The sequence below is a fragment of the Constrictibacter sp. MBR-5 genome (genome assembly GCF_040549485.1).
GTDB lineage: Bacteria > Pseudomonadota > Alphaproteobacteria > JAJUGE01 > JAJUGE01 > Constrictibacter.
Window position 1 is genome coordinate 548,303 of the sequence record NZ_JBEPTK010000002.1, and the last position, 25,861, is coordinate 574,163.

Sequence of the window (25,861 nt, forward strand, 5' to 3'; positions counted from 1 at the left end):
GACCGACGGCATGACCGAGGCGGAGATCGATCTGCGCCACGCGGAGAAGATGGCGAAGAAGAAGGCGGCCCGCGACAAGATCATGGCCACGAAGACGATCGAGAAGGGGCTGCTGATCGTCAACACCGGCAAGGGCAAGGGCAAGTCCACGGCCGCCTTCGGCATGGTCTGCCGCGCCGTCGGCCACGGCTTCAGGGTCGGCGTCGTGCAGTTCGTGAAGGGCAGGCGGGAGACGGGCGAGCGCAAGCTGCTTTCGGCATTCCCCGACCAGGTGACGATGGTCGCCATGGGCGACGGCTTCACCTGGGAAACCCAGGATCGCCAGCGCGACATCGCGGCGGCGCGCGAAGCCTGGGACAAGGCCAAGGCGATGATCGCCGATCCGTCCTACAGGATGGTCCTGCTCGACGAGTTGAACATCGTCCTGCGGTACGACTACCTGCCCCTCGACGAGGTCCTCGACACACTCCGTTCGAAGCCGGCGGACACACATGTCATCGTCACGGGCCGCAATGCCAAGGACGAGTTGATCGAGATCGCCGATCTGGTGAGCGAGATCGAGGTGGTGAAGCACCCGTTCCGGTCCGGGGTGAAACCCCAGGCCGGAATCGAGTTCTGAGCGGTTGGCTCAGGGAAACAGCTGCATCGTCGTCCAGCCGCCGTTGCCATCCGGTTCGTAGACGATCCGGTCGTGCAGACGGTACTTGCCCTCGCGCCAGAACTCGATGCGCACGGGCGAGACGCGATAGCCCGACCAATGCGCCGGTCGCGGCACCGGGGCGTCGCCGAATCGCTTTTCCAGGTCCGCGATCCGCGCCTCCAGCACGGCGCGGCTCTCCAGCGGCTGCGATTGGTCGGACGCCCACGCGCCGATCTGGCTGCCGCGTGGCCTGGTCGCGTAATATGCATCCGCTTCCGCTTCGGAGACGGGCGCCACCGTGCCCTCGACCCGGACCTGCCTGTCGAGCGTCTTCCAGAAGAAGCAGAGCGCGCAGTTGGGATTCCCGGCAAGTTGCTGGCCCTTGCGGCTGCGCTGGTTCGTGTAGAAGACGAAGCCGCGGCGATCGAGCCCCTTCAGGAGCAGGATCCGCGCCGAGGGCATGCCGTTTTCGCCGACCGTCGTTACCGTCATCGCGTCGGGATAGGTCGGCTCCGATTGCTTCGCCTCCTCGTACCAGGATTCGAAGAGCGTATACGGGTCGTCGACGACCATGTCGTACATTGGACGGGGGTTCCTTAGCTGCGCCGCCGGCCGCTTGTCCGGTGGTCCAATCGCTACCACTTGTTAGAGCTTACTGAAACGGCGACTCTTGCCGCATCCTCTGCGGCGGATCGAGGCGATGAGAGATCCTTACGACGTGTTGGGCGTGCCGCGCACGGCGAGCCCCGACGACATCAAGAAGGCCTACCGAAAGCTCGCGAAGAAGCTGCACCCGGACCTCAATCCGGGCGACGCCAAGATCGAGCTGCAGTTCAAGGAGGTCTCGGGCGCTTACGACTTGCTGTCGGATGCGGAGAAGCGGGCGCGCTTCGATCGGGGTGAGATCGACGCCGCCGGCAACGAGCGCCCGGAGCAGAGCTTCTGGCGTTCGCACGCCGAGAGTGCGGCGGGAGCCCGCTACGAAGCGCAGGGTGGCGCCGGGTTCGATCCGTCCGACCTCTTCAGCGAACTCTTCGGCGACCGGGCGCGCGGTGCGCGTGGAGGGGGACGCATGCGGCGCCGGGGTGCCGACGTATCGATGCGGCTGGCGGTAGACTTCGTGACCGCGGCACTCGGCGGCTCTCGCCGGGTGACGTTGCCGAGCGGGCGCAGCCTCGACATGCGCATTCCCGTCGCCGCGACCTCCGGGCAGGTTCTTCGCCTCGCGGGCCAGGGAATGGAAGGTGCGGCCGGCGGACCGGCCGGCGATGTCCTGGTCGAACTCGAGGTGACACCTCACCCCTGGTTTCGCCGTGACGGATTCGACGTGCACGCCGAGGTGCCCATCACGCTGCCCGAGGCGGTTCTCGGCGGGCGCGTGACGGTGCCCACCATCGACGGGAAGGTGAATCTCACGGTGCCCGCCGGCTCGAACACCGGCGACACGCTTCGCCTGCGCGGCAAGGGAATCCAGGACAACGGTCGCGGCGTGCGCGGCGACCAGTTCGTGAAGCTTCGGGTCGTCCTGCCTGAACGGCCGGACGCGGATCTGCGTGCGTTCGTCGAGGATTGGGCGAAGAAGCACCCATACGACGTGCGTGCCAAAGTCGGAATGGACTGATGCTCGACATCGACGATGTCGTCCGGCTCGCCGGCGTGCGTCGGACAGAGTTGGTCACCTGGATCGAGGAACGCTGGGTTCTCCCGGCGGAGGAGGACGGGCGTTGGCTGTTCGCCGAGGTCGACGTCGCGCGCGTCAGGCTGATCGTCGAGTTGAACCGCGACCTCGACATCGGCCCTGACGCAATGCCCGTCGTGCTGGCGCTTCTGGACCGGGCCAACGCACTGCACCGCAGTCTGCGGATGATCGGTGCGGCGGTTGCGGAGCTGCCGGAAGACCAGCGGAACGCCGTTCTGGCCAGACTGCTCGGTGAAGAGAGCGACTGATCTGGATTCGTGCGCCGGCATTGCGCATGGTTGACCGGACGACGCACCGCCCGGAGGCCGTTTTCCGATGTCTGAATCCGATCTGATCCGCCTGACCGCGACCGATGCGGTCACCCTGTTGAAGCGTGGCGAGATCACCCCGCTCGATCTGGTGGAGGCCGCCGCGGCGCGCATCGAAGCGGTCGACGACCAGGTCAACGCCCTGCCGATCCGTTGCTACGACCGGGCGCGCGACCATGCGAAGCAGCTGGCATCCGGCAAGGGCAGGGAGCAACAGGACCATCCGGGCTGGCTCGCGGGCCTGCCGATCGCCATCAAGGATCTGATGGACGTCGAGGGGACGCTGAACACCTATGGCGGCTCCCCAGTCTACGCAGACAATGTCTCGAAGACCTCGGACGTGCTGGTTAAGCGCCTCGAGGCGCGCGGTGGCATCGTCGTCGCGAAGTCGGCGAGCCCGGAGTTCGGCGCACTGCCGGTCACCTGGAACCGGCTGCACGGGACGACGCGCACACCCTGGGATACGCGCCTTCACGCCGGCGGATCGTCGGGCGGCGGAGCGGCAGCGGTCGCCTCGGGCGAGGTGTGGCTGGGTCACGGCTCGGATATCGGCGGGTCGCTCCGGATACCGGCCTCCTTCTGCGGGGTCGTGGGCCTGCGCCCGTCGGCGGGCCGGGTGCCGCGCGGCGTTACCTCGCGTGCCTTCAATCCTCTGGCGGTGCAGGGGCCGATGGCACGGACCGTAGCCGACTGCGCCCTCTTCCTCGACGCCATGGCCGGCTGGTGGCAGGGCGATCCACTGAGCTTGCCTGACCCCGTCGTGCCCTTCGCCAAGCTTGCGGCGGAGCCGAAAGTGCCGCTGCGCGTCGGCTTCAGCGTCGACCTCGGCTACGCGAAGATCGATCCCGAGGTCGCTGAGATCTGCGCCGCGGCGGCGAAGCGGTTCGCCGAGGCGGGCGCCAGCGTCGATGAGGCCGATTTCGACCTCTCCGAAACCCCCGACATTTACTCGATCCTCTATCCGATGAGCGTCCTTGGCGACCGCCAGCAATATGCCGAGGGCAACCGCGACCGGGCGTTCGCCGGTCTCGTCGCGTCGGTCGAAAACGCCAAGCGATTCACCGTCGACGACATTGTTCGCGCCGAGCGCGGCCGCGGCAGGCTCGTCACGAAGGCGGCAGCGGCGTTCGAGACATTCGACGTCATCGTCACGCCCACCCTCGGAACGCCGCCGTTCGGGATCGAAGAGCGCAGCCCCGGCAATGCCGAAGCGAACAGTCTCGAGTTCGACTTTCCCTGGATCGCCCCCTGCTGCGCGACGGTGCTGATCGGTGCCCCGGTGATCGCTATCCCCGCGGGCTTCACCCGTGACGGCCGGCCGGTCGGGTTGCAGATCGTCGGCAAGCCGCGCGACGAGGCGGGGATCATCCAGGCCGCAGCGACGTTGGAGAGCATTCTGGGGCTGCACAGGCAGCTTCCGATCGACCCGCGGGAGGCGCGCGCATGAACGAGGCAGGCGGCTGGGATTTCGAGGACCTCGAGATCGGAACGACATCGAGCTTCGCGAAGACGGTGACGGACGCCGACATCGTTCTCTTCGCCGGCATCTCCGGCGACACCAACCCCGTGCACCTCGATCACGACTATGCGTCGCGCACCATGTTCAAGGGGCGGATCGCCCATGGCATGCTGACGGCTGCCTTTCTGTCCGCGGTCCTGGGCGCACGCATGCCAGGGCCCGGCGCGATCTATCTCAGTCAGTCGCTGAGGTTCCGGGCACCGGTGCGGATCGGAGACACCGTCCGCGCGCGTGCGACGGTAACGGCGCTCGATGCCAAGCGCCGGCGGGCGACGCTCGAGACGAAGTGTACCGTGGGTGACACGGTGGTCGTCGACGGCGAGGCCGTGGTGATGGTTCCTGCCCGGGCTTAGATCGGCGCGGATACGCGCAGGGATGGCGGACGGCAGCCATCGACGCCATATCAGCCCGCTGACCGCTCGCCAATTCTGGGTGATCGGGCGATGGGACTCCTGGGCCGCGTTTGCGAACCCCAGGCTGCAGGTCTATGTTGCCGGCCTTCGCCGGTCGAGGAGCAGAGGAACGCGTGGCAGACATCTTCCGCGAAGTCGATGAGGACCTGCGCCGCGAAAGCGCGGAACGGATCTGGCAGAAGTATGGGACGTATATCGTCGCCGCCGCTCTTCTCGTGATCGTGGCTACCGCAGCGTGGGTCGGTTGGCGCGAGTGGCGCGAGTCGCAACTCCAGGCAGACGGTGCCCGCTTTGCACAGGCGTTGCAGAGTGCGGAGGCGGGGAACGTCGATCCTGCCACCGCGACCCTCGACGCACTGGCGGCAAGCGGCGTCGCCAGCTATCCGCTTCTTGCCGAATTGCAGTTGGCCGCCGTCCAGGCGGAGCAAGGCGATACGGCTGCCGCCGTGGCCGTTTATCGACGTATCGCGGACGATGACTCGGTTCGCGCACCGTATAAGGACCTTGCTGTTGTCCTGCTCGCGCTGCACGGCTTCGAAACCGAGGACCCGCAGGCACTGATTGAACGGTTGCAGCCTCTCACCGCCTCGAGTCCGCTCCGCTTCAGCGCAATCGAACTGACGGCGCTGCTGCACCACCGCGCAGGCGATGACGCGAAGGCGCTCGAAAGTTTGAGTGTGCTGCGCGACGAAAGTGCGGAACTCCCCCTGCCGATGCGTGACCGTGTCGACCGGCTCTATCGGATCTTCGGCGGCGCTACGCAGACCACGGTGGCGGGATGATCAGGTACAGCAGGCTCCTGCCGCTCTGCATCGTCGGTCTCGCGCTTACGGGATGCGGAATCGGGTCCTGGTTCGACGGTGAGAGCGAACCTCCTCTGCCGGGGGATCGGATCGCCGTACTCCGCAGCGACGTGGCCGTGGCGCCCGACCCTGCGGTGGCGCAGCTGGATGTCGTGCTCCCGCCTGCGGCGTTGAACCCCGATTGGCCCCAGGCGGGGGGCACGCCCGATCACGCACCCGTTCATGCCCAGCTCGCGCCGTCGCCGACCCGGATCTGGCAGGTGAGCGTCGGCGAAGGAACGGGCCGCGGCGCCCACATCCTGTCGGCACCGGTCGTCGCCAACGGTCGCGTCTTCGCGATGGATGCCGAGACCAATGTGAGCGCGGTCAGCGCGGCCGACGGTGAGCGGCTCTGGAGCCGCAGCATGCGGCCAGAGAATGGCGAGGGCGGCTTCGGCGGTGGCGTTGCCGCAGTCGGTGACCGCGTTTACGTCACCACCGGTTACGGTGGCGTAGCGGCATTGGATGCCGCCACCGGGGACCCGATCTGGAGCCGGACCCTTCCAACCCCGATCCGGGCTGCACCGACCGTTGCCGAAGGCAGGGTCTATGCCGTCACGGTGGACAGTCGGACGGAGGCACTGGACGCTGCCACGGGTCAGCCCGTCTGGACGCACACCGGGATTGCCGAGACGGCATCCGTTCTCGGCGGCGCCAGCCCGGCGGTCAGCCGCGGTGCGGTCGTGGTGCCTTACAACTCCGGCGAGGTCTTTGGCCTGCGCGAAGACAACGGGCGGATGGTCTGGACGGACAGTCTGGCGGCCCTGCGGCGTGCCGACGTCGTCTCAGAGCTGGCGGCGATCCGCGGGCATCCCGTCGCCTACCGCGGTCTCGTGTTCGCTACCAGTCACAGCGGCCGGTCGGTGGCGATCGACCTGCGGTCCGGCATGCGTATCTGGGACCGTGACTTCGGTGGGGTAGAGATGCCCTGGGCAGCCGGCGACTTCGTCTTCATGCTCACCAATCGGAACGAACTGCTGGCGCTCGTCGCCGCAGAAGGGCGTGTTCGGTGGGTCAATCCGCTGCCGCGCTTCGAGGATCCGAAGGATCGTAGCGACCCGATCGTCTGGGCCGGACCTGTGCTCGCTGGTGGGAACCTGATTCTGGTCAACTCGCTGGGCCGCGCGGTGTTCTTCTCGCCGGCCACAGGGGAACAGGTGAACGATCTGGCCCTGCCGAGCGGTGCCACCGTCCCGCCGGTCGTCGCCGGCGGCACGATGTTCGTCCTCTCCGGGGACGGCACACTTTCGGCCTACCGCTGACAGGCCCCGGGATGACCGCCACGGTCGCCATCATCGGACGGCCGAACGTCGGCAAGTCGACGCTCTTCAACCGTCTCGTCGGTAAGAAGCTGGCGATCGTCGCCGACACTCCGGGTGTCACCCGCGATCGGCGCGAGGGGGACGGGCGTGTGTCCGACCTGCACTTCCGGGTCATCGATACGGCCGGGCTCGACGAGGCGCTGGTTACCGAGGTCGAGCAGGGGATGCGCTTCCAGACGGAGCGCGCGCTCGCAGGCGCGGATCTGGTGCTGTTCCTGATCGACGCGCGAACCGGCCTGACGCCGATCGACAGACACTTCGGCGAATGGCTCCGCGAACGGCCCATACCCGTCCTGCTCGTCGCCAACAAGTGCGAGGGCAACGCCGGAAACATCGGCTACTACGAGGCATTTGAACTCGGCCTCGGCGAGCCGGTGCCGATCTCCGCGGCTCATGGCGAGGGGATGGCCGAGCTGTATCAGGCACTCGTTCCCCACCTGCGGCCGGCGGAACCGAATGTCGACGAAGCGTCGGCCGAAGACGCTGCCGACGGTGCGATCGATCCGGACGCAGTCGACCCGGATTCGGACGAGGCCGACGACGGGACGGCGGATCCGGCAATTCCCATCCAGCTTGCCATCGTCGGCCGGCCGAACGTCGGCAAGTCGACGCTGGTCAATCGCCTGCTCGGAGAGGAGCGAGTCTTGACCGGCCCGGAGCCGGGGGTCACCCGCGATTCGATCGCCGTCGCATGGCAGTGGGAGGGGCAGGCGTTCCGCCTCATCGACACGGCCGGCATGCGCCGCCGCGCCCGCGTGTACGAAGCGATCGAGAAGATGTCGGTCGAGGACACGTTGCGCGCCATCCGCTTCGCGCAGGTCGTCGTGCTGGTGATCGATGCGATCGAGGGCATGGATCGGCAGGATCTGGTCATCGCCCGCATGGTGGCCGACGAAGGACGCGCGCTCGTGATCGCGGTCAACAAGTGGGATCTAGTCGACGACGGGGCCAAGACGCTGGCCGAGATCGAGGATCGCTTGCAGACCTCGCTGGCACAGCTGCGCGGGGTGCCCGTGGTCACCCTCTCCGCGATCACGGGACGCCGGCTCGACCGGTTGATGAGATCGGTCCTCGACATCTACGCGCTGTGGAACCGGCGCATTCCGACCGGCGCGCTGAACCGCTGGTTCGGCGACATGCTGGAGCAGCATCCGCCGCCGCTGGTGGACGGGCGGCGCCTGAAGCTGCGCTACATCACCCAGATCAAGCGCCGGCCGCCCACCTTCATGCTGTTCACGACCCGCCCGAAGGACGTGCCCGAATCCTATCTCCGTTATCTGATCAATGGATTGCGGGAAGCTTTCGGCTTGCGCGGGGTACCGATCCGCATAACGATGCGGAAGGGTCGAAACCCCTTCGCGGACTGATCGTCCACCCGCGTATCACAAGGTGAGCCGACCTGCCGATGTCTCTCTTCGCGCCCCCCGAAGTGATCGAAACGGAAGTCTTCGTCGATCTTCCGAGCAATTTCCGCACCCGTCGCGAACGCACGGTATGGGCGGATACCAATCGCGCGGGACAGGCGATCGACAGCTTCCTCGAAGGTCCGGCGTTCGACGCCGATGGCAATCTCTATGTCGTGGATATTCCGTGGGGCCGCATCTTCCGCATCACGCCGGCCGGCGCGACATCGTTGATCGCGGAGTATGACGGCGAGCCGAACGGCCTGAAGATCCATCGCGATGGCCGGATCTTCGTCGCCGACTACAAGAACGGGATCATGTTGCTGGATCCGGACACCGGATCGGTCACGCCCTGGTGCGACCGCTACCGACTGGAGCGGTTCAAGGGTTGCAACGACCTGATCTTCGGTGCGGCCGGAGAGATGTATTTCACCGACCAGGGTCAGACCGGCCATCAGGATCCGACGGGGCGGGTGTTCCGACTGTCCCCGGACGGCCGGCTCGACTGCCTGATCGACACCATCCCGAGCCCGAACGGGATTGCCATCGATCCCTCGGGAAAGATCGTCTACGTCGCGGTCACGCGGGCGAACGCGGTGTGGCGGATGCCGATGATGGCCGACGGCGGGGTGTCCAAGGTCGGGACCTTCATCCAGCTCTCCGGCGGCGGGGGGCCTGACGGGATGGCGATGACGGCCGACGGGGGCTTGCTCGTTTCCCACGTGGGCATGGGCTGCATCTGGGTATTCGACAAGCTCGGCCAGCCGCGCTGGCGGGTCAATTCCTGCACCGGATTGTCGACGACGAACGTGGCGTTTGGCGGCCCCGAAAATCGGACTCTCTACATAACCGAATCCGAGACCGGTACCATCCTGCGTGCGGAGTTGCCGGTCCCTGGCCTGATGCTCTTCTCCCATCAGGCCTGACGGCCGGCAGGGCCGCCACAGGCGCAAGGCACATGCCCGACTTCAGGCCGGTTCTCTACATTCTGGGACTGTTCGTCAGTGGCCTCGGGGCGACCATGGTCGTCCCGGCCCTGGTCGACGCCGCTCTGAACAATCCGGACTGGGAGGTGTTCGTCGCCGGCGCGCTGATATGCCTCTTCGTCGGCGGCACGCTCGTCCTCGTCAATCACAGCAAGAGCATGCTGCTCGACCTCAAGCAGGGCTTTCTGCTGACGGCGGCGAGTTGGATCGCGCTGCCCGCCTTTGCCGCGGTGCCATTCACCTTCGGCGAACTCGACCTTCGCTTCGTCGACGCCTACTTCGAGGCCGTTTCCGGTCTGACAACGACGGGGTCGACCATCCTCGTCGGGCTGGACCACATGCCGCCGGGCATCCTCCTCTGGCGCGCTCTGCTACAATGGGTCGGCGGTCTCGGGATCATCGCCATGGCCATCGCCATGTTGCCGTTCCTGCGCGTCGGCGGAATGCAGCTGTTCCGGATGGAGTCCTCCGACCGCTCGGCAAAGATCCTGCCGCGTCCGGCCCAGATCGTCGGTGGAATCGGCGGCGCCTATCTCGGCCTCTCCGCCCTCTGCGCCGCCTGCTACTGGGTTGCGGGGATGGATGCGTTCGAGGCGATCACGCATGCGATGACCACCCTGTCCACCGGCGGTTTCTCGACGTCGGACAGCTCGCTGGCGTATTTCGACAGCGCTTGGGTCGACGCGGTCGCCACGATCTTCATGCTGGCCGGCGGCATACCCTTCGTTCTCTACGTTCAGGCACTGAGGGGAGAGCCCGCGGCCCTCTGGCGTGACCCGCAGGTTCGCGCACTCGTCGGGGCGCTCGCGATCGTCGTGATGGTGATCGTTCTCTGGCTGTGGCTACACCAGGGCATGAACCCATACACGGCGTTCCGCCACACCGCCCTCAATGTCGTTTCCGTGGTCACGACGACCGGCTTTGCCTCGACCGACTACAGCCAGTGGGGTGGGTTCGCCGTTCTCGCCTTCTTCTTCCTGACCTTCGCCGGTGGCTGTACGGGATCCACCTCCGGCGGCATCAAGGTCTTCCGGTTTCTGGTGGGCGGGATCCTGCTTGCGGCGCAGATCAAGCGGCTGGCGCACCCGAACACCGTGTTCGTGCGGAAATTCGGTGGCCGCCCCCTCGGCGAGGATGTCATCGTCTCCGTCTCGGTCTTTATTTTCCTGTACGTGGCCGTGGTCGCGCTGTTGTCGGCCGGCCTCTCGCTGCAGGGGCTCGATTTCATCACCGCGGCGAGTGGCGCCGCCACCGCCGTCTCCAATGTCGGCCCCGGGCTTGGCCCAATCATCGGGCCCGTAGGCAACTTTCAGCCGTTGCCGGATGGGGCGAAGTGGCTCCTTTCCCTGGGAATGCTGCTCGGCCGCCTGGAATTCTTTACGATCCTGGTGCTGCTCACGCCGGCATTCTGGCGCGGCTGAGGGTGGGTTGCGGTCAGCGCGGGCGCCAATAGGGCGGCAGCCGCTCGCCGCGGGGACCCGCGCCATTCACGCCGCCCGTCGGCGGCACAGGCGACGGCGTCGAAGGCTCCGCCCGAGAGAATTCCGGCGGAGGGTGGACGGCTGGCGACTGGCCAGACGTTCCGCCCACCGCCTGACGCACGAGAGCGACGATCCGGTCTGTCGCGGCGCGTTCACCTGATCGGCGACCCGCTTCCAGGATACGGGCGGAGAGATCACGAATCTCACGTTCGAGATCGTCGGTCGGCATGCGGCGGCTCTGCTGGATTGACGCAGCGGCAGCGTGCCCACAGTTCTCCGAAATGTCGAGGTGGCATCGCGCCTGTGCGGTCAGCGTGCGAGTTCGATCTCGACGCGTCTGCTCTTCTCCGCAGACCGGTTCGACTGATCGGGCAGGGCAGGGTCGATGCCCTCCCAGTCCATGGCGATCCGATCCCCCGGCACGCCCGCTTTCTTGAAGGCCGCGGCAACGCTCTCGACGCGCTTGCGCGACAGGGCGAGGTTGAGTTCTCGTGAACCGGTCGAATCGGTGAAGCCGCGCAGCCGTACCTGCAGGCCGTCTGCTGCCGCGCGCTCTGCGAGGGGCGTGATCGCGCGCCGGGCGGCGGCATCGAGAGACGAGGCGCCGATGCCGAAGTATACCGCCGTCGGTTCTGGCACCGTCGAAACAGGCGGGGGTCGGGAACCAGCGGAGGCGAGCGGCGCCTCGGCCGCGGCTCCCGATCCAGCTGATGCCGCAGCTGGCGCGGGTGTCTCCATGGCGGGACTCGGCGCGGTGGCCGCCGTCGCGGCGGGCGGGCGCGGCTGTTCGATAACCCGCTGGGCTTCCGCGAGGGCACGGCGGCAGGCACTCTCGTTGTCCAGATCGGCAAATGCGGCCGCTGCCTGCGCAAGGACACCCGCCTCGCGCCGCGCGGCCTCTGCCGGCATCGTCGACAATCGCTGCTGCATCGCGGTCGCCTCTCCCGCGCAATCCTGAGCCTTGACAGCGCCGGCGCAAGCCAGGAGCGAGAACGCCGCCGCTGCGGCCATCATCGGTCTAGCCATCCGGATCATCCAGGATTCTGCGTGGGGAGCGACATTCAGCGGACAACGTGGCCGGTGGTGGCCGGTTCCGCGAATTGCGCGCCGGTCCGTGCCCCGTATAGTGCACGGCTGGAGCGGCGAGGCATAGGTTGGGCAGGGGCGATGATTTTGCGTCTCCACGGCGTGATACGATGACGACGCTGGATCTCCGCGCGCGAATGACGGCATTCGCGTCGGAGCAGGTACGCCCGCGTCCCGATCTGGCGACGCTGCATGAGTTGCCGCCCGATGTCTGGCGCGCGCTGGGCGATGCTGGACTGATGGGACTCGGCGTGCCGAGCGCCTTCGGCGGCACCGACGTTCAGCCGGAGGAGCAGGCGGCGCTGGGCGAAATCCTCGTCGCCGTCGGCCGCAATCTCGGGGTCTCCACCATCTGGCAAGGCCACAACACGCTCACCCGGTACCTGTTCGGGTTTGCGAACGAAGCCCAGAAGGAAAAATGGCTGCCGCGACTGGCGGCGGGCGAGACGACGGTGGCCGTGGCGATATCCGAGCCCGGGGTCGGCGCGCACCCCAAGCACCTCGCCACCCGCGCGACTCGCGCAGGCGGTCGCTGGCGCCTCGATGGTCGAAAGGCCTATGTGACGAACGGGCCGCTTGCCAGCCTGTTCGCGGTCCTCGCCGTCAGTGGCGAGGACGGCGGCCGAAAGCGCTACAGCGTGTTCCTCGTCGAGCGCGATACGCCCGGTCTCGGCTTCGGCGAAGGCCATGTCGGCGAGAGGCTTCTGCCGGCCGGGCACTGTGGGCTGATACTCGACGGCTGCGAAGTTGGTGACGACGCTGTGCTGGCGCCGTTGCACGACGCCTATCGCGCCGTCGCCCAGCCCTTGCGGGACGTCGAGGACCTTCTGCGATTGGGGCCGCTGGTCGGCGCGATTCTCGCGCAGGTGGATCTGATCGCCGAGCGGGCCAGCCTGGGCGAGGAGGATCGCGAGGCTGTCGGCGGCCTCCTCGCTCGTGCCGACGGGCTTCGCGCGCTGCGTCGTGCGGCTTTCGCCGCCGATCCCACGGCGCGGCAGCCGCTGCTCCTCGCCGTCGTCGGGATCGCTCGTGATGCCCAATCGATTCTCGATGGCATCCGCGAACGGACCGGCCTGTCCGAAGACCCGGTACTGTCCCGTTTTGCGGCTGACATGGGCGTCATTCTGGGAATCGCGCGCTATGTCGAGCGCAGCCGGCTCCGGGGGCTGGCCGATGCGCGGCTCGGGCGGGTAGATTGACGCCGACATTCTGGAGGAAAAGATGCTGAACGACGCCGGAGAGGGATTCCTCAACCTGCACGAAATCGTGCGCGCGGCGCGCCTGAAGCTGCCGCTGCACACATGGGACTATCTGATCGGCGGAACCGAGTCGGAGACGACTGTCCGGCGCAACCGGCACGCACTGGACACGGTGGCCTTCCGTCCGCGCGTCCTGCGTGACGTCTCGTCGATCGACTGCTCGTCGAGCCTCTTCGGCGTGAAGACGCGACTGCCGGTGGCACTGGCGCCGATCGGCGGGCTCGAATCCTTCGATGCCGGCGGCGCCGCGACCGGCGCCAAGGCGGCGGGCGAATTCGGCGTGTTCCATATCGTCAGTTCGGTATGCCAGCCGGGGCTCGAGCCCGCGGCGGAGGCTTCGAGTGGTCCGAAGATCTTTCAGCTCTATGTCCGAGGCGACGACGCCTGGATCGACGACCACGTCCACCGCGCTAAGGCGGCAGGATATAATGCCTTCTGCCTGACCGTCGATACCGCCGTCTATAGCCGCCGGGAGCGCGATATCGCACGGCGTTTCGTGAAGCCCTGGCGCACGCGTGCCGCGGGCCTCAGCTATCAGGCCGGACTGACCTGGGACCATGTGAAGCGGTTCAAGGACCAGCATGACCTGCCGCTGATCCTGAAGGGGATCGCGACGGCGGAAGATGCCGTGGTCGCGTGCGAGCACGGGGTCGATGTCGTCTACGTGTCGAACCATGGCGGTCGCCAGCTCGATCACGGTCGCGGGTCCTTCGACGTCCTGCCGGAGGTGGTCGACGCGGTCGCCAAGCGGGCGAAGGTCATGGTGGATGGCGCTTTCTGCCGTGGCACCGATATCTTGAAGGCGATCGCCGTCGGCGCCGACGCTGTCGGCATCGGTCGGCTGTACGGCTACGGCATGGCCGCGGGCGGACAGGCGGGTGTCGTCCGAATGCTGGAACTCCTGGAAGAGGAAATCGTCGAGAGCATGGGCCTTCTCGGCGTGGCCAGTCTCGCCGAGTTGGACCGGTCTTTCCTGCACCCCGCCGCATCGGTGGTGGAGCCGCATGTCCACAGCGCGTTCCCGCATCTCAGCCTCGACGAACGCGACTATCGCTGAGCGGTGGGCCGTGCGCCCCGATCCGGGGTGCACGGCCCGGTTGTCAGGCCGACGCTACGGCGGGGCTGCTGCGCCGCTGGAGATCGGTAATCTCGTCCTTGAGTTTGAGCTTCTGCTTTTTGAGGGCTGACATCCGGACTTCGTCCGGTGCCGGTTTGGCGTTCTCGGTCTCGATTTCCCGTTCGATTTCTGCGTGCTTCGCCATGAGCGAATTGAGCCGAACCGCCAAATCCATGTGTCTCTCCTTGCGTTTTCCGGTCCTGTTTGACCGGTGGCCGGGGACTCTGCCATGATCCTGGTGCATGGCAGCAATGCGACGGACGGGTAGCTTCAGTCGTCCGTCATACAGTTGACATAGCGAGCGCTACGCGCGGGTCAAATAGCTGCTGGAGGCCGACGTGAAGAATATCCTCGTGCCTGTGAACGAATCGGACGGCCTCCCGTCGATGATCGAGACCGCCGTGCTCGTCGCCGAGATGTTCGAAGGTCACATCGAAGGGCTGCGCGTGCGCCAGGATACGAGCGCCGTCCTTGCCGCCGACGACCTCGGGGCGGCGTCGCCGGCGCTGTTGGAGAACTTCGACCGGGAGGAGGCGGAGCGGGGCCGCCGCGCGCGTGAGGTCTTCGAGGGATATCTGCAGGGGCGGCACCGCGACGCCGGCGGGCGCTTCACGTCGAGTTGGCTTCAGGTGAACGCGTCGGACACCGATGTCGGCGGCCATGGCCGCCTGTTCGACGTCATCGTCGTCGGCCGTCCGACCCGGGCGCGGACATCGCCGCCGGTCTCGGTCCTCGAAGCGGCGCTGTTCGAAACCGGCCGGCCCATCCTGATCGCACCGCCGACACCTCCCGTCGGCCTGGGCAAGGAAGTCGTGATCGCCTGGAACGGCAGCACGGAGACGGCTCTGACCATAGCGCACGGCATGCCCTATCTGGCACGGGCCCGGCAGATCACCGTCCTTACGATAGAGGGCGGCACGGTTCCGGGGCCGACCGGCACGGAAGTAGCGGCGAAGCTTCGCCGACATGGATTCGCCGTCGACGCGGTCACCATTCCCCCAAACGGCCGTTCGGTCGGGGAGGCGATCCTCGAGGAATCGTCGAGGCTCGGCGCCGACCTGCTGCTCAAGGGCGGCTACACCCAGAGCCGGCTGAGGCAGATGATCTTCGGCGGCGCGACGCACCATATCCTGGCCGAGGCAACCCTGCCTGTGCTGATGGCCCACTAGGGACGGCGCGTACCCCGGCTCAGCGTACCCCCCAGCTCGCGTACCCCCCGGCTCAGCGGATCGTGCGGCCGTCCTTGAGGAAGGGGAAGGGGCCATCCCAACTACCGATCGGCACGAGGTGCGATAGAAGCCCGTGGGCCGTCCATCGATGCACGGCGAAGGCCGGGGGTTCCATCATGTAGGCGAGCGGTGCGCCCTCGGTCGTGTCGAGCGCGAACTGGTAGCAGGTGGACGGCACCGTCGACGCGATCGTCCCGCCGAAGCGGACATGCATCGCGCGGTGCACATGGCCCGACACGACACGCTCGACCTGAACGTTGTCGGCAATGATCGCCTTGAACGCATCCAACCCGCCGAAGCCGCCGCGGTCGATCTCTGGAAGTCCCGTGGGGAAAGGCGGGTGATGCAGGGCGACGATCGTCGGCCGCGCCGGCGCCTCGGCCAAGCGCGCGGCGAGCCAGGAGAGGCGCTCATCGCAGAGTGCGCCGCTTCCGGCTCCCGGAACGGTGCAGTCGAGGGCGACGAGGCGCAGGGGGCCCGCGTCGTCGATCGTGAATTGGATGAAGTCGCCGTCCTGCGGCATCCATGGCGCATCGGTGAACGCGGCACGCATCGCATCGCGGCCATCGTGATTGCCGGGAATGGCGTAAAAGGGCGCGCGGAGGGCCGCGGCGATCTCCCTGAACGCGGCGTATTCCGCGGGCGTCCGGCGCTCGACCAGGTCGCCCGTATGGAGAACGAGGGTCGGCTGCGGCTCAAGCGCGTTTATCTGGGCGATGCAGCGGGCGAGCGCCTCCGCGGTGTCGATCCGCCCGCCCGCCGCCGGTCGCGCGGGATCGATGTGCGTGTCGCCGATCTGGACGACGATCACGGCGCTGTCTCCACCCCGGGCTGTGGCGTGTCCGCCAGATAGGCGATGGCCGCGGCGGTCCCACCCTGTCCATGCGGGACTCTTGCCGCCCGCAGCGCCGCCTCAACGCTGGCGATCGTGCCCAGGATCATGGGCTCGTTGAGGTCGCCGAGGTGGCCGATCCTGAAGACGCGACCGGAGAGCGTGCCGAGGCCGCCGCCGATCGAGACGTTGAACCGATTGAGGCAGATCCGCCGCACAGCCTCGGCGTCATGACCCTCCGGCATCAGAACGGCGCTCACCGAATCCGAGAACACACGTGGATCCGATGCGTAGAGTTCTGGTCCGCCGCCGACGCTCCATGCAGCGATCGCCCGCCGGACGGCCTCGGCCAGCCGGTGATGTCGCGCGAAGATCGCCTCCGTGCCCTCCTCCCGGATCATCCGGACCGCCTCCTGCATGCCGAACCAGAGGTGCACTGCGGCCGTGCCGGAGAAGCCCGTTTGGCGTCCGTCGCTCAGCAGGTTGCGCCAGTCCCAGTAGCTGCGGGCGCAGCGCGCCGATTGCGTTGCGGCCAGTGCCTTGCCGCTGATCCCGTTGAACGACATGCCGGCCGGTAGCATCAACCCCTTCTGCGACCCACCGACCGCCACGTCGACGCCCCATTCGTCCATGCGGAAGTCGAAGGACATCAGCGAGGAGATGGTGTCGATCATGTAGAGCGCCGGGTGGCCAGCGGCGTCGATCGCCCGCCTGATGTCGGCGGCACGGTTGGCGACCCCGGTCGACGTCTCGTTGTGAACCAGCAGGACGGCGTGGATGTCACGTGCGGCGTCGGCGCGCAGCCGCGCCTCGACGGCAGCGGGGTCGACGCCCTTGCGCCAGTCACCGGGCAGCATCTCGGCTTCGACGCCGTGGGCCTTGGCCATCGCCGCCCAATGCAGCGCGAAATAGCCGGAATCGCAGACCAACACGCGGTCGCCCGGCGACAGCGTGTTGACCAGCGCGCCCTCCCAGGCGCCATGCCCCGATGCGGTGTAGACGACGATCGTCCCCTCGGTCTTCAGAGCGTACTTTAAGCCTTCGACGCACTCGTCGACGACGGCGCGGAAGTCCGTCTGCACGAAGTCGACCGCCGGACGGTTCATCGCGCGCAGGATGCGGTCAGGAATGTTCGTCGGACCGGGATTCTGGAAGAACTGGCGCCCGCGGATGACGGCCATGCGAAACTCCGGCTAAGCTTAGGTTCCGCGACTGATAGCACGAAGGCGATCGGTCCGGCGACGCCGACGGCGTCACCGCAATCAAGGCAGCCGGCCCGGCTTGCCCTCGCGCGGAAGGTACCGACAGAATGGCGTCACGCCACAGGGAGGAAACCCATGAAAGCCGTAGAAGCCGTCTGTGAGATCCTGAAACGCGAGGGGATAGAGGTCATCATCGGCTACCCGGTGAACCATGTGCTGGAATATGCGGCGCGGGCCGACATCCGGCCGGTGATCGTGCGTCAGGAGCGCGTCGGGCTGCACATGGCCGACGCCATGTCGCGCCTCAGCAGCGGAAAGACCATCGGCGTCTTCGCCATGCAGCACGGGCCCGGTTCGGAAAACGCCTATGGCGGCGTCGCCCAGGCCTATGGCGAGTCGGTACCGCTTCTGGTGCTGCCGATGGGCTATGCCCGCCGCATCGCCCACATCGACCCGAACTACAATTCGACCATCAGCATGAAGTCGATCACCAAGTCGACCGAGCCGGTGGTCTTCCCGCAGGAGATCCCCAACATCTTCCGGCGGGCCTTCTCCAAGCTGCGCAACGGACGCGGCGGCCCGGTCCTGGTCGAGATTCCCTCCGACGTCATGAACGAAGAGATCGGCGAGATCGACTACGCGCCGGTGATCTCCACCCGCTATGGTCCGGACCCGGCAGAACTCCGCCGCGCCACCGAAATGCTGGTGAACGCCAAAAATCCGGTTCTCTATGTCGGCCAGGGGGTGCATTACGCCAAGGCTTGGCCGCAGCTGAAGCAACTCGCCGAGTTGCTCGCCATTCCCGTCTGCACCAGTCTCGAGGGCAAGAGTGCCTTCCCCGAGAACCATCCGCTGGCACTGGGTTCGGGCGGGCGCGCGATGCCGAAGCCGGTGCACCAGTTCCTGCAGGATGCCGACGTCATCTTCGGCATCGGCTGCAGTTTCACTGAGACGAACTTCGGCGTGTCGATGCCGAAGGGCAAGACCATCATCCACTCCACCCTCGACCCCGACCATTTGAACAAGGATGTGCGCTGCACGATCGGCCTCGTCGGCGATGCCGGCCTGACGCTCGACGCCATGCTCGCGGAGGCCGGCAAGACCGTGACGAGCCCGCGGGACGCGGCGCCCGTCGGCAAGCGGATCGCGGCGATGCGCGAGGAATGGCTGGCACAGTGGATGCCGAAGCTGACCTCCGACGACAACCCGCTCTCGCCCTACCGGGTCATCTGGGACCTGATGCACACGGTGGACGTGGCGAACACGATCATCACCCACGACGCCGGCAGCCCGCGCGACCAGATCTCGCCGTTCTGGACGTGTACGGAGCCGCTCACCTACATCGGCTGGGGCAAGACGACCCAACTCGGCTACGGCCTCGGCCTCGCGATGGGGGCGAAGCTCGCGTGTCCGGACAAGCTTTGCATCAACGTCTGGGGCGACGCGGCGATCGGCTTCACAGGGATGGATTTCGAGACCGCAGTTCGCGAGAACATCCCGATCCTCTCCATCCTCTTCAATAATTTCTCAATGGCCATCGAACTCGCGGTCATGCCGGAGTCGACGAAGAAATATCGTTCGACCGACATCTCCGGAGACTATGCGGCCATGGCCAGGGCGTTCGGCGGCTACGGCGAGCGCATCACCGAGCCGTCGGAGATCATCCCGGCGATCAAGCGCGGGATCGAGCAGACCAAGCAGGGCAAGCCGGCACTGCTCGAGTTCATCACGTGTAAGGAGACGAGCATCTCCACGTTCAAGTAAGTATCGCACTATCCCCGGTCGCCGGACCGGGGATAGTGGCTCCCTGGCGCAGCGGGTAGCGATGGTCCGCGCCTAGACCGTCTGGCCGCAACGTGGACCGTCTGGTCCATGCCACGACACCGGCTGTGCCGGTCTGAGCGATCCGTGTTCGGGGCGGGGGAAGATGGCTGGGAGCCGGGAGGGGACGAGGTGCGGCCGCGTGGCGATAGAGCGCCGCCGGTCGAAGACGCCGCTGTCGGTATGGCTGGCCGCCGCGACGGCCGGCTGTCTGGCCGGCGGCGCCGGTTGGATTTCTGGCGCTGGAGGCATGGGCGCGGCCGTACTGGCCGTTATCGGCGCCATGGCGACGCTCGCCGGATCCGTCCTCGCCACCCGGGGGACGAACGGCGGTAGGTCGCCGGCTCTCACGCGCATGATGGGCCCGAACCAAGTGCGTGCATTGCTGGATCAGGCGCCCTTGCGCATCGTCTTGAAAGATACTGCGGGGCGCTACGTCTTCCTCAACCGCAGTGCTGAGGCCTGGTTCGGCATCGGCACCGACACCGCGCTCGGCAAGCACCCCTCAGAGGTGTTCCCCCGCGAGTTGGCGAAGCTCTACGATGCCGCGGACCGTCTGGTGCTGGAGACCGATCAGCCTCAGCAGACGCAGATCGCCCATCCGCGCGGTGACCGGGTCTTTCACTCCAGCGTCATGAAGTACCCTATCCACGCGGACGACGGCGCGATTGTCGGCATCGGCGCCATCGGCACCGACGTGACCGGGCGCTTCGACGCAGAACGCGCACTGTTGGATGCGAAAGAGGCGGCCGAGCGCGCGAATCACCTCAAGAGTGCGTTCCTCGCCGCGATGAGCCACGAACTCAGGACGCCGCTGAACGCGATCATAGGCTTCTCCGACCTGATCGACATGGAACTGTACGGGCCCGTCGGCGACCCGCGTTATCGCGAGTACGTCCGCGACGTGGGGGCAAGCGGCCGTCACCTGCTGGGCATCGTGAACGACATCCTGGATCTCGCACGGATCGAGGCCGGGCGTGAAGCTCTCAACGAAGAGACGATCGATCTCGAAGAGGTGATCGACAACGTCATGCGGACCATGCAGGTGCATGCCGACCGCGGTGGCGTCGATCTTCGCCTGAGAGTCGTGCGGGCGCTTCCGCATCTCTATTGCGATGCGCGCCGCGTGCGCCAGATCCTGTTCAATCTCGTTTCCAATGCGGTCAAGTTCACCCCTTCGGGCGGTCTGGTGACCGTCGCCGCACGCGTGGTCGGGGACCTGGAAATCGAAGTACGCGATACCGGTGTCGGCATTCCGGCCCATGAGATCCCCGCGCTGTTCGAGCCGTTCAACCGCGTGATCAACCATCTGACGCGCGGCGCCGAAGGTGCTGGCCTCGGGTTGGCGCTGACCCAGCGCTTCGTTCAGATGCACGGCGGTTCCATCTCCGTCTCGAGTGCCCCTGGGACCGGGACGGTGGTGACGGTCCGCCTGCCTGCCGCGCGGCTCGTCGAGCATGCGGATGCAGGCATGCCGGGCTGACTTGGAGCCTGATCCGGGTCTGCGGTGGAGCGGCGGACGGTTGGAGAGGTGGGGCTGCCGCGTTAATGTCTGCGGCGACCGCAAGCAGCGCGATACGGAGGAACGGCAAATGGCGACGACCACGATCAAGGCCGCCGACGGCGGCAGCTTCTCGGCCTATGTGGCCATGCCCAAGGCCGGCAAGGGGCCCGGCGTTCTCTGCATCCAGGAGATATTCGGGGTCAACAAGTCGATGCGCGACATCGCCGACATGTGGGCGTCCGAAGGCTATATCGCCGTCGCGCCGGACCTGTTCTGGCGGCAAGAGCCCGGCGTCGACATCACCGACCAGACCGAGGCGGAATGGAATAAGGCGTTCGCGCTCTATAAGGGCTTCGACGTCGAGAAGGGGATAGACGACCTGAAGGCGACGCTCGCCGCGATGCGGGCGATGCCGGAATGCACCGGCAAGGTCGGGACGGTCGGCTTCTGCCTGGGCGGCTTTCTCGCCTACATGATGGCGTGCCGTTCGGATGCCGATGCGAACGTCGGCTATTACGGCGTCGGCATCCAGGACAAGCTGGGCGAGGCCCATGCGATATCGAAGCCGCTGATGCTGCATATCGCCGAAGCCGACAAATTCGTTCCACCGGAGGCTCAGGCGAAGATCGTCGACGGCCTGTCGGGCAACCCGCTCGTGACGATCCACACCTATCCCGGAATGGATCACGCCTTCGCCCGCATCGGGGGGCAGCCTTACGACAAGGACGCGGCCGACGCCGCGAACGGCCGGACGGCCGAGTTGTTCAAGTCGGCGCTGCGCTGAACCAACCTGCCGGCCGCGGTTGTCCGTGGCCGGTATCTTCACACGATGGCCGGCCCGTGACCGGCCCTGCATCGGGGGACATATGGTCAAGGCGATCCGCATCCATGAAGCCGGCGGTCCCGACGTGCTGCGCTGGGAGGACGTCGATGTCGGGGCGCCCGGTCCGGGCGAAGTTCGCGTCCGCCAGACCGCAGTGGCAGTCAACTACATCGACACCTATCAGCGCAGCGGCCTCTACCCGATGAAGCTGCCCGGCGTGATCGGCAACGAGGCGGCCGGCGTCGTCGAAGCCGTGGGCGAGGGGGTGACGAGCCTGAAGGAAGGCGACCGCATCGCCTATCCCGGGCTGCTGGGCGCCTATGCCGAGGCGCGGCTGCTGCCCGCGGACAAGATCGTCAGGATCCCGGAGGGCATCGAGGATCGCCAGGCGGCTGCCATGATGATCAAGGGGATGACCGCGGAGTATCTCCTGTTCCGGACCTACGCGGTCCAGAAGGGCGACACGATCCTGATTCACGCGGCGGCGGGCGGCGTCGGCCTCATCGCCTGCCAGTGGGCGAAGCACATCGGTGCGACGGTCATCGGAACGGTCAGCACCGACGAGAAGGCGGCGCTGGCGAAGGCGCACGGCTGCGACCACACGATCATCTACACCCGGGAGAGCTTCGTCGATCGCGTGAAGGAAATCACCGGCGGCAAGATGCTGCCAGTGGTTTACGATTCGGTGGGGGCGACGACCTTCATGGACAGCCTCAAGTGCCTGAAGCCGCGCGGGCTGATGGTCAGCTTCGGCCAGTCGTCGGGCAAGATCCCGCCCATCGACGTCGGCGTGCTCGCGGCGCATGGGTCGCTCTATCTCACACGGCCGACTTTGGGCAGCTACACGCTCAATCGCGAGGAATTGGAGGAAGTCGCCGGTCATGTGTTCGGTGCGGTGCGCCAGGGGATCGTGAAGGTCGAGATCAATCACACCTATGCGCTCCAGGACGCGGCACAGGCACATCGTGACCTTGAAGGGCGGAAGACGACGGGATCGAGCGTCCTGATCGTGTGATCTCGCCCTGGGCGAGGCTGGCTGGGCCGGACGGCCGTTGCGTGCCAACGGTTGTCCGGTCAATGATGCCGGCCAGGATCTGCCGCCGCCGACTGCTGGCGGGGCCGCCGGACCATCCAAGGGAGCGAACCCAAAATGGCTGACACGTATACGGTCGCCGATCTCGTCGCCGAGTTTCTTCAGGGCTGCGGCGTCCAGACCGCATTCGGCATCGTCTCGATCCACAACATGCCGATGCTCGACGCGATCGGCCGTCGCAACGCGATCCGCTTCGTCCCGAGCCGCGGCGAGGCCGGCGGCGGCAGCATGGCCGACGCCTATGCGCGGGTGGTCGGCGGACTGGGCGTGATGTTCACGAGCACGGGTCCGGGTGCCGCGAACGCGGTCGGCGCTATCGTGGAGGCACGCTTCGCCGGAAGTTCCCTGCTGCACATCACGGGGCAGACGTCGACCCTGCACGTGGACAAGGGCCGCGGCGCGGTGCACGACGTGCCCGACCAGCTCGGGATGCTGAAGTCGATCTCGAAGAGTGCCTATCGCGTCACCTCCGCCGAGACGGCGTTCGGTACGCTGATGCGCGCCGCGGCGGAAGCGCTGACCCCGCCGACCGGGCCCGTCAGCGTCGAGATCCCGATCGACCTGCAGCGCGCGCCGGTCGAGCGCCCGGCGGCGATGGACAATTTCAAACTGCCGGTACCGGCGCCACAGCCGGCCGATCCGGCGATGCTCGACGCGTTGGCCGACATGGTCGCGGCCGGCAAGCGGCCGGCACTGTGGCTGGGCAACGGCGCGAAGAACGCCGGCGCTGCGACCAAGCGCCTGCTGAACATGGGCTTCGCGCTGTTTACGAGCGTCAACGGCCGCGGCGTCGTGCCGGAGGATCATCCTCAGGTGCTTGGCGCCTTCAACAATTCCGGCGCCGTCGAGAAGTTCTATGCGACGGTCGACGCCTTCGTCATTGCGGGTTCGCGGGTGCGTGGGCACGAGACGCGCGACCTGTCGATGAAGCTGCCCCCGAAGCGCGCGCAGATTGACGTCGACCCGGCCGCCAACGGCCGAACCTATTCCAGCGATCTGTTCATCTGCGCCGACTCCGCCCTGGCGCTGGGCGGGCTGGCCGATCGTCTCGAAAATCGGGGCTACAAGGCCGATCCCGGCTATGTCGAAGAGGTCAAGGAACTCCGGAAGAGCGAGCACGCCGCGCTGAAGTCCTTCCTCGGCCCTTACGGCACGTTCCCCGAGCAGCTTCGCGCTGCTCTGCCGCCGGATACGGTGTGGGTCCGCGACATTACCCTGAACAACACGACGTGGGGCAACAGGCTCTTCCCGCTGAACGACCCCAAGGACAGCGTCTATGCCGTGGGTGCGGCCATCGGAATGGGGCTGTCGCACGGTATCGGGGCGGCGATCGCCGCACCCGGCCGCAAGACTGTGGCGATGTGCGGTGACGGCGGCTTTTTCCTGAATATCGCCGAGATCCTCACGGCGACCCAGGAGAAGGCAGACGTCATGTTCCTGGTCATGAACGACAAGGGCTATGGCGTCATCAAGCACATCCAGGACGCCCTCCAGGGCGGCCGCAACTACTATGCCGACTTCAAGAATCCCGAACTGTCGGATGTCGCGAAGCTCGCTGGCATGACCTATGCCAAGGTCAGCCGCGCGGACGAACTGGGCGATGTGGTCGCGAAGACGATCAAGACGCCGGGGCCGTCGCTCGTCGAGGTGGACATGGCCGCCATCGGGCCGTTCCCATCCTACTTCGCCGAGCAGGTGAAGCTCGGCCGCAAGCACTGACGGTCATCGGTCCGCGCTCCGGCGTCGGGCGTCAGCCGAAATAGACGCGCGGAGCCGCCGTGGCGGCGTCCAGCATCGGGGGAGGGAGGCCGACAGCATCGGTGAGGTCGGCCCGCTCCAAGTTGGCGCCGTCCATCTGCGCCCCGATCAGCACGGCGCCGCGCAGATTGGCGCCGCGCAGATTGGCGCCGCGCAAGTCGGCGCGCTCCAGCACGGCGCCCGAGAAGTTCGCCGATTGAAGATCCGCTCCCTGGAGGTCCGCCCCGACCAGCACCGCGTCGGCGAGGCAGGCCGGCCACGTGACGGCATGGGAACTGGCAATGCGCATCGGGCCGAGCTTGGCCCGTCGCAGGATGGCACCGGTCAGGTTGGCGCCGCGCAGGCGGGCGCCGCGCATGTCGGCGTCGGCGAGATGGGTGCGGTACAGCAGGGCTCCGCCGAGATCCGCCATCGTCAGGCGCGTCGACGCCAGTCGCGCTTCGGTCAGCGTCGCACGCTCGAGCCGCGCCGCGGAGAGGTCGGTGCCGGACAGGTCGGCGCGCGTCATGTCCACGGCGGTGAGGTCGGCCTGTTCGCCCTCGCGCCCCAGGCTCTGTACCCAGAGCAGGTGATCCTCGATGATGACCTGAATGGATTTCGCCAACGTCTTGAGCTGCTTGGGGAAGAGCGCCCCGGAGAGGGCCGTCTTCGACAGGTCGGCGTCGGCGAAGTGCGCTGCCGTCAGGTCGGCGTTGGACATGTCGGCACCGGCGAGCGACGCCCCTGATAGCACGGCGCCGTTGAGCAGGCAGTTCGCGAGCACCGCTCCCGTCAGATCGGCGCCGATGAAGCTCGCACCGCGCAGGTCCGAATCGCTGAAGTCGGTCTGTGCCAAGCGGGCATTGCGGAAATTCGCCTGCTGGAGGTCGGTACGTCGGCTGCCCGAGCGATTCAGCTTCGATTCGGACAGGTTGGCGTTGGTGAGGATCGTGTCCTCGATCACCGTGCCAGTGTGGTTCGGCCGGTAGTCGGAGATTCCAGTATCGCGATCCCAGCCCATCAGCACTGCGTCTCGGATGTCCGCACCGGTCAGGTTGGCGGAATCGAGATTCGTCCGGCGCAGGGAAACGCCCCGCATGTCTGCGCGGTTCAGGTCAGCCTTGCGTAAGTCGGCGCCAAACAGGTCGGCGCCGAAGAGGTTCGCGCGGGCAAGGATGGTGCCACTCATCTGGGCGTAATGCAGCTTCGTGCCGACCATCTCCGCGGTCGTCAGGTTGGAGTTGCGGAATCTGAGGTTGGACGCGTCGCGCCCGTTGAGAATCAGCCGACGACCACCCGGTACGCCCCGGAGGAACTTGTCGTGCGACGCCATCGCCAGATCGAGCGTCGCTTGGTCGAGCGGCGTGCCGGTCAATGTTGTGTCTCCGGTTTCGAGCCATGCGAATGTCGCGGCGAAACGTTAATTGTCGCCAAATGCCGCCAATCAATCCGCGCCGGATTGCCGCGGATACGTTGTCCCGGCGTTCCACGATTGGTAAGACCAGTGGATGAAGTGCAGCCGACGAATGGGCCATTGACCTCGTC

At 66.8% G+C, this 25,861-nt stretch carries 24 protein-coding genes; 18 read left to right on the plus strand and 6 right to left on the minus strand.

Going from position 1 to position 25,861, the window contains the following annotated elements; genetic code table 11:
- Positions 1-10 precede the first annotated feature (10 nt).
- Positions 11-619: a cob(I)yrinic acid a,c-diamide adenosyltransferase gene (gene cobO / locus ABIE65_RS06580; protein ID WP_354076612.1), complete on the plus strand. Its 609-nt coding sequence runs from the start codon at positions 11-13 to the stop codon at positions 617-619.
- Between the two features lie 9 nt (positions 620-628).
- Here cobO and pdxH read toward each other — a convergent pair whose 3' ends face one another.
- Positions 629-1,222, minus strand: a complete 594-nt coding sequence (pdxH, locus tag ABIE65_RS06585) for a pyridoxamine 5'-phosphate oxidase (protein WP_354076472.1) — start codon at positions 1,220-1,222, stop codon at positions 629-631.
- Positions 1,223-1,340: 118 nt separating this feature from the next.
- On the opposite strand from pdxH, the gene ABIE65_RS06590 reads away from it, so the two are divergent.
- The 9 genes from ABIE65_RS06590 to ABIE65_RS06630 all read left to right on the plus strand — a co-directional run bounded on the left by ABIE65_RS06590 (position 1,341) and on the right by ABIE65_RS06630 (position 10,553).
- Complete coding sequence (locus ABIE65_RS06590) at positions 1,341-2,261, plus strand: DnaJ C-terminal domain-containing protein (protein WP_354076473.1); 921 nt, start codon at positions 1,341-1,343, stop codon at positions 2,259-2,261.
- A complete protein-coding gene (locus ABIE65_RS06595; RefSeq protein WP_354076475.1) occupies positions 2,261-2,587 on the plus strand; it encodes a chaperone modulator CbpM in 327 nt (108 codons plus the stop codon). The genes ABIE65_RS06590 and ABIE65_RS06595 overlap by 1 nt, the downstream gene beginning before the upstream one ends.
- Before the next feature lie 67 nt (positions 2,588-2,654).
- The gene (locus tag ABIE65_RS06600; RefSeq protein WP_354076477.1) at positions 2,655-4,094 is read left to right on the plus strand and encodes an amidase; all 1,440 of its coding nucleotides are present in this window, start codon (positions 2,655-2,657) and stop codon (positions 4,092-4,094) included.
- Entirely contained in the window at positions 4,091-4,519 is a 429-nt protein-coding gene (locus tag ABIE65_RS06605; RefSeq protein ID WP_354076478.1) for a MaoC family dehydratase, read from the plus strand. Before ABIE65_RS06600 ends, ABIE65_RS06605 begins: the two co-directional genes overlap by 4 nt.
- Positions 4,520-4,692: 173 nt before the next feature.
- Positions 4,693-5,361: a tetratricopeptide repeat protein gene (locus ABIE65_RS06610; protein ID WP_354076480.1), complete on the plus strand. Its 669-nt coding sequence runs from the start codon at positions 4,693-4,695 to the stop codon at positions 5,359-5,361.
- Entirely contained in the window at positions 5,358-6,683 is a 1,326-nt protein-coding gene (locus ABIE65_RS06615; protein ID WP_354076481.1) for an outer membrane protein assembly factor BamB family protein, read from the plus strand. The genes ABIE65_RS06610 and ABIE65_RS06615 overlap by 4 nt, the downstream gene beginning before the upstream one ends.
- A gap of 11 nt (positions 6,684-6,694) precedes the next feature.
- On the plus strand, positions 6,695-8,110 hold the full coding sequence (der, locus tag ABIE65_RS06620; protein WP_354076483.1) for a ribosome biogenesis GTPase Der: 1,416 nt from the start codon (positions 6,695-6,697) through the stop codon (positions 8,108-8,110).
- A 38-nt stretch (positions 8,111-8,148) separates the two neighbouring features.
- A complete protein-coding gene (locus ABIE65_RS06625) occupies positions 8,149-9,072 on the plus strand; it encodes an SMP-30/gluconolactonase/LRE family protein (RefSeq protein WP_354076485.1) in 924 nt (307 codons plus the stop codon).
- Positions 9,073-9,104: 32 nt separating this feature from the next.
- The gene (locus ABIE65_RS06630; RefSeq protein ID WP_354076486.1) at positions 9,105-10,553 is read left to right on the plus strand and encodes a TrkH family potassium uptake protein; all 1,449 of its coding nucleotides are present in this window, start codon (positions 9,105-9,107) and stop codon (positions 10,551-10,553) included.
- 369 nt (positions 10,554-10,922) lie between these two features.
- On the opposite strand, the gene ABIE65_RS06635 is transcribed toward ABIE65_RS06630, so the two are convergent.
- Positions 10,923-11,627, minus strand: a complete 705-nt coding sequence (locus tag ABIE65_RS06635; protein WP_354076488.1) for an OmpA family protein — start codon at positions 11,625-11,627, stop codon at positions 10,923-10,925.
- Positions 11,628-11,809: 182 nt separating this feature from the next.
- Here ABIE65_RS06635 and ABIE65_RS06640 point away from each other — a divergent pair, with 182 nt between their 5' ends.
- Together ABIE65_RS06640 and ABIE65_RS06645 are read left to right on the plus strand one after the other, a co-directional pair.
- Positions 11,810-12,898 (plus strand): acyl-CoA dehydrogenase family protein, encoded by a 1,089-nt coding sequence (locus ABIE65_RS06640; RefSeq protein WP_354076489.1) that lies wholly within the window; start codon positions 11,810-11,812, stop codon positions 12,896-12,898.
- Between the two features lie 22 nt (positions 12,899-12,920).
- Positions 12,921-14,015: an alpha-hydroxy acid oxidase gene (locus tag ABIE65_RS06645; protein WP_354076490.1), complete on the plus strand. Its 1,095-nt coding sequence runs from the start codon at positions 12,921-12,923 to the stop codon at positions 14,013-14,015.
- Between the two features lie 43 nt (positions 14,016-14,058).
- On the opposite strand, the gene ABIE65_RS06650 is transcribed toward ABIE65_RS06645, so the two are convergent.
- Positions 14,059-14,250 carry a DUF465 domain-containing protein gene (locus ABIE65_RS06650; protein ID WP_354076492.1) on the minus strand — a complete coding sequence of 64 codons (192 nt, stop codon included), beginning with the start codon at positions 14,248-14,250 and terminating at the stop codon, positions 14,059-14,061.
- Between the two features lie 163 nt (positions 14,251-14,413).
- Here ABIE65_RS06650 and ABIE65_RS06655 point away from each other — a divergent pair, with 163 nt between their 5' ends.
- Positions 14,414-15,244, plus strand: a complete 831-nt coding sequence (locus ABIE65_RS06655) for a universal stress protein (RefSeq protein ID WP_354076494.1) — start codon at positions 14,414-14,416, stop codon at positions 15,242-15,244.
- 52 nt (positions 15,245-15,296) lie between these two features.
- Here the strand turns inward: ABIE65_RS06655 and ABIE65_RS06660 are convergent, their stop codons facing one another.
- Together ABIE65_RS06660 and ABIE65_RS06665 are read right to left on the minus strand one after the other, a co-directional pair.
- A complete protein-coding gene (locus ABIE65_RS06660; RefSeq protein ID WP_354076496.1) occupies positions 15,297-16,115 on the minus strand; it encodes a phosphodiesterase in 819 nt (272 codons plus the stop codon).
- Complete coding sequence (locus ABIE65_RS06665; RefSeq protein WP_354076497.1) at positions 16,112-17,317, minus strand: pyridoxal-phosphate-dependent aminotransferase family protein; 1,206 nt, start codon at positions 17,315-17,317, stop codon at positions 16,112-16,114. The genes ABIE65_RS06660 and ABIE65_RS06665 overlap by 4 nt, the downstream gene beginning before the upstream one ends.
- A gap of 156 nt (positions 17,318-17,473) precedes the next feature.
- On the opposite strand from ABIE65_RS06665, the gene ABIE65_RS06670 reads away from it, so the two are divergent.
- From ABIE65_RS06670 to ABIE65_RS06690, 5 genes are all read left to right on the plus strand, one after another.
- The gene (locus ABIE65_RS06670) at positions 17,474-19,102 is read left to right on the plus strand and encodes a thiamine pyrophosphate-requiring protein (protein ID WP_354076499.1); all 1,629 of its coding nucleotides are present in this window, start codon (positions 17,474-17,476) and stop codon (positions 19,100-19,102) included.
- 199 nt (positions 19,103-19,301) lie between these two features.
- Positions 19,302-20,642: a PAS domain-containing sensor histidine kinase gene (locus ABIE65_RS06675; protein WP_354076500.1), complete on the plus strand. Its 1,341-nt coding sequence runs from the start codon at positions 19,302-19,304 to the stop codon at positions 20,640-20,642.
- A 109-nt stretch (positions 20,643-20,751) separates the two neighbouring features.
- On the plus strand, positions 20,752-21,447 hold the full coding sequence (locus tag ABIE65_RS06680; RefSeq protein ID WP_354076502.1) for a dienelactone hydrolase family protein: 696 nt from the start codon (positions 20,752-20,754) through the stop codon (positions 21,445-21,447).
- Between the two features lie 82 nt (positions 21,448-21,529).
- The gene (locus ABIE65_RS06685) at positions 21,530-22,501 is read left to right on the plus strand and encodes a quinone oxidoreductase family protein (RefSeq protein ID WP_354076504.1); all 972 of its coding nucleotides are present in this window, start codon (positions 21,530-21,532) and stop codon (positions 22,499-22,501) included.
- 135 nt (positions 22,502-22,636) lie between these two features.
- Positions 22,637-24,298, plus strand: a complete 1,662-nt coding sequence (locus ABIE65_RS06690) for a thiamine pyrophosphate-binding protein (protein ID WP_354076506.1) — start codon at positions 22,637-22,639, stop codon at positions 24,296-24,298.
- Positions 24,299-24,329: 31 nt separating this feature from the next.
- On the opposite strand, the gene ABIE65_RS06695 is transcribed toward ABIE65_RS06690, so the two are convergent.
- On the minus strand, positions 24,330-25,691 hold the full coding sequence (locus tag ABIE65_RS06695) for a pentapeptide repeat-containing protein (RefSeq protein WP_354076508.1): 1,362 nt from the start codon (positions 25,689-25,691) through the stop codon (positions 24,330-24,332).
- Positions 25,692-25,861 lie beyond the last annotated feature (170 nt).

What these genes read in the sequence shown, in the direction of transcription:
- ABIE65_RS06680 (WP_354076502.1), top strand. Translation starts at nt 20,752, where the DNA reads ATGGCGACGACCACGATCAAGGCCGCCGACGGCGGCAGCTTCTCGGCC.
- ABIE65_RS06640 (WP_354076489.1), top strand. Translation starts at nt 11,810, where the DNA reads ATGACGACGCTGGATCTCCGCGCGCGAATGACGGCATTCGCGTCGGAG.
- ABIE65_RS06630 (WP_354076486.1), top strand. Translation starts at nt 9,105, where the DNA reads ATGCCCGACTTCAGGCCGGTTCTCTACATTCTGGGACTGTTCGTCAGT.
- ABIE65_RS06600 (WP_354076477.1), top strand. Translation starts at nt 2,655, where the DNA reads ATGTCTGAATCCGATCTGATCCGCCTGACCGCGACCGATGCGGTCACC.
- ABIE65_RS06590 (WP_354076473.1), top strand. Translation starts at nt 1,341, where the DNA reads ATGAGAGATCCTTACGACGTGTTGGGCGTGCCGCGCACGGCGAGCCCC.
- ABIE65_RS06670 (WP_354076499.1), top strand. Translation starts at nt 17,474, where the DNA reads ATGAAAGCCGTAGAAGCCGTCTGTGAGATCCTGAAACGCGAGGGGATA.
- ABIE65_RS06625 (WP_354076485.1), top strand. Translation starts at nt 8,149, where the DNA reads ATGTCTCTCTTCGCGCCCCCCGAAGTGATCGAAACGGAAGTCTTCGTC.
- ABIE65_RS06635 (WP_354076488.1), bottom strand. Translation starts at nt 11,627, where the DNA reads ATGATGGCCGCAGCGGCGGCGTTCTCGCTCCTGGCTTGCGCCGGCGCT.
- ABIE65_RS06645 (WP_354076490.1), top strand. Translation starts at nt 12,921, where the DNA reads ATGCTGAACGACGCCGGAGAGGGATTCCTCAACCTGCACGAAATCGTG.
- ABIE65_RS06665 (WP_354076497.1), bottom strand. Translation starts at nt 17,317, where the DNA reads ATGGCCGTCATCCGCGGGCGCCAGTTCTTCCAGAATCCCGGTCCGACG.
- ABIE65_RS06615 (WP_354076481.1), top strand. Translation starts at nt 5,358, where the DNA reads ATGATCAGGTACAGCAGGCTCCTGCCGCTCTGCATCGTCGGTCTCGCG.
- ABIE65_RS06650 (WP_354076492.1), bottom strand. Translation starts at nt 14,250, where the DNA reads ATGGATTTGGCGGTTCGGCTCAATTCGCTCATGGCGAAGCACGCAGAA.
- der (WP_354076483.1), top strand. Translation starts at nt 6,695, where the DNA reads ATGACCGCCACGGTCGCCATCATCGGACGGCCGAACGTCGGCAAGTCG.
- cobO (WP_354076612.1), top strand. Translation starts at nt 11, where the DNA reads ATGACCGAGGCGGAGATCGATCTGCGCCACGCGGAGAAGATGGCGAAG.
- ABIE65_RS06595 (WP_354076475.1), top strand. Translation starts at nt 2,261, where the DNA reads ATGCTCGACATCGACGATGTCGTCCGGCTCGCCGGCGTGCGTCGGACA.
- pdxH (WP_354076472.1), bottom strand. Translation starts at nt 1,222, where the DNA reads ATGTACGACATGGTCGTCGACGACCCGTATACGCTCTTCGAATCCTGG.
- ABIE65_RS06605 (WP_354076478.1), top strand. Translation starts at nt 4,091, where the DNA reads ATGAACGAGGCAGGCGGCTGGGATTTCGAGGACCTCGAGATCGGAACG.
- ABIE65_RS06685 (WP_354076504.1), top strand. Translation starts at nt 21,530, where the DNA reads ATGGTCAAGGCGATCCGCATCCATGAAGCCGGCGGTCCCGACGTGCTG.
- ABIE65_RS06690 (WP_354076506.1), top strand. Translation starts at nt 22,637, where the DNA reads ATGGCTGACACGTATACGGTCGCCGATCTCGTCGCCGAGTTTCTTCAG.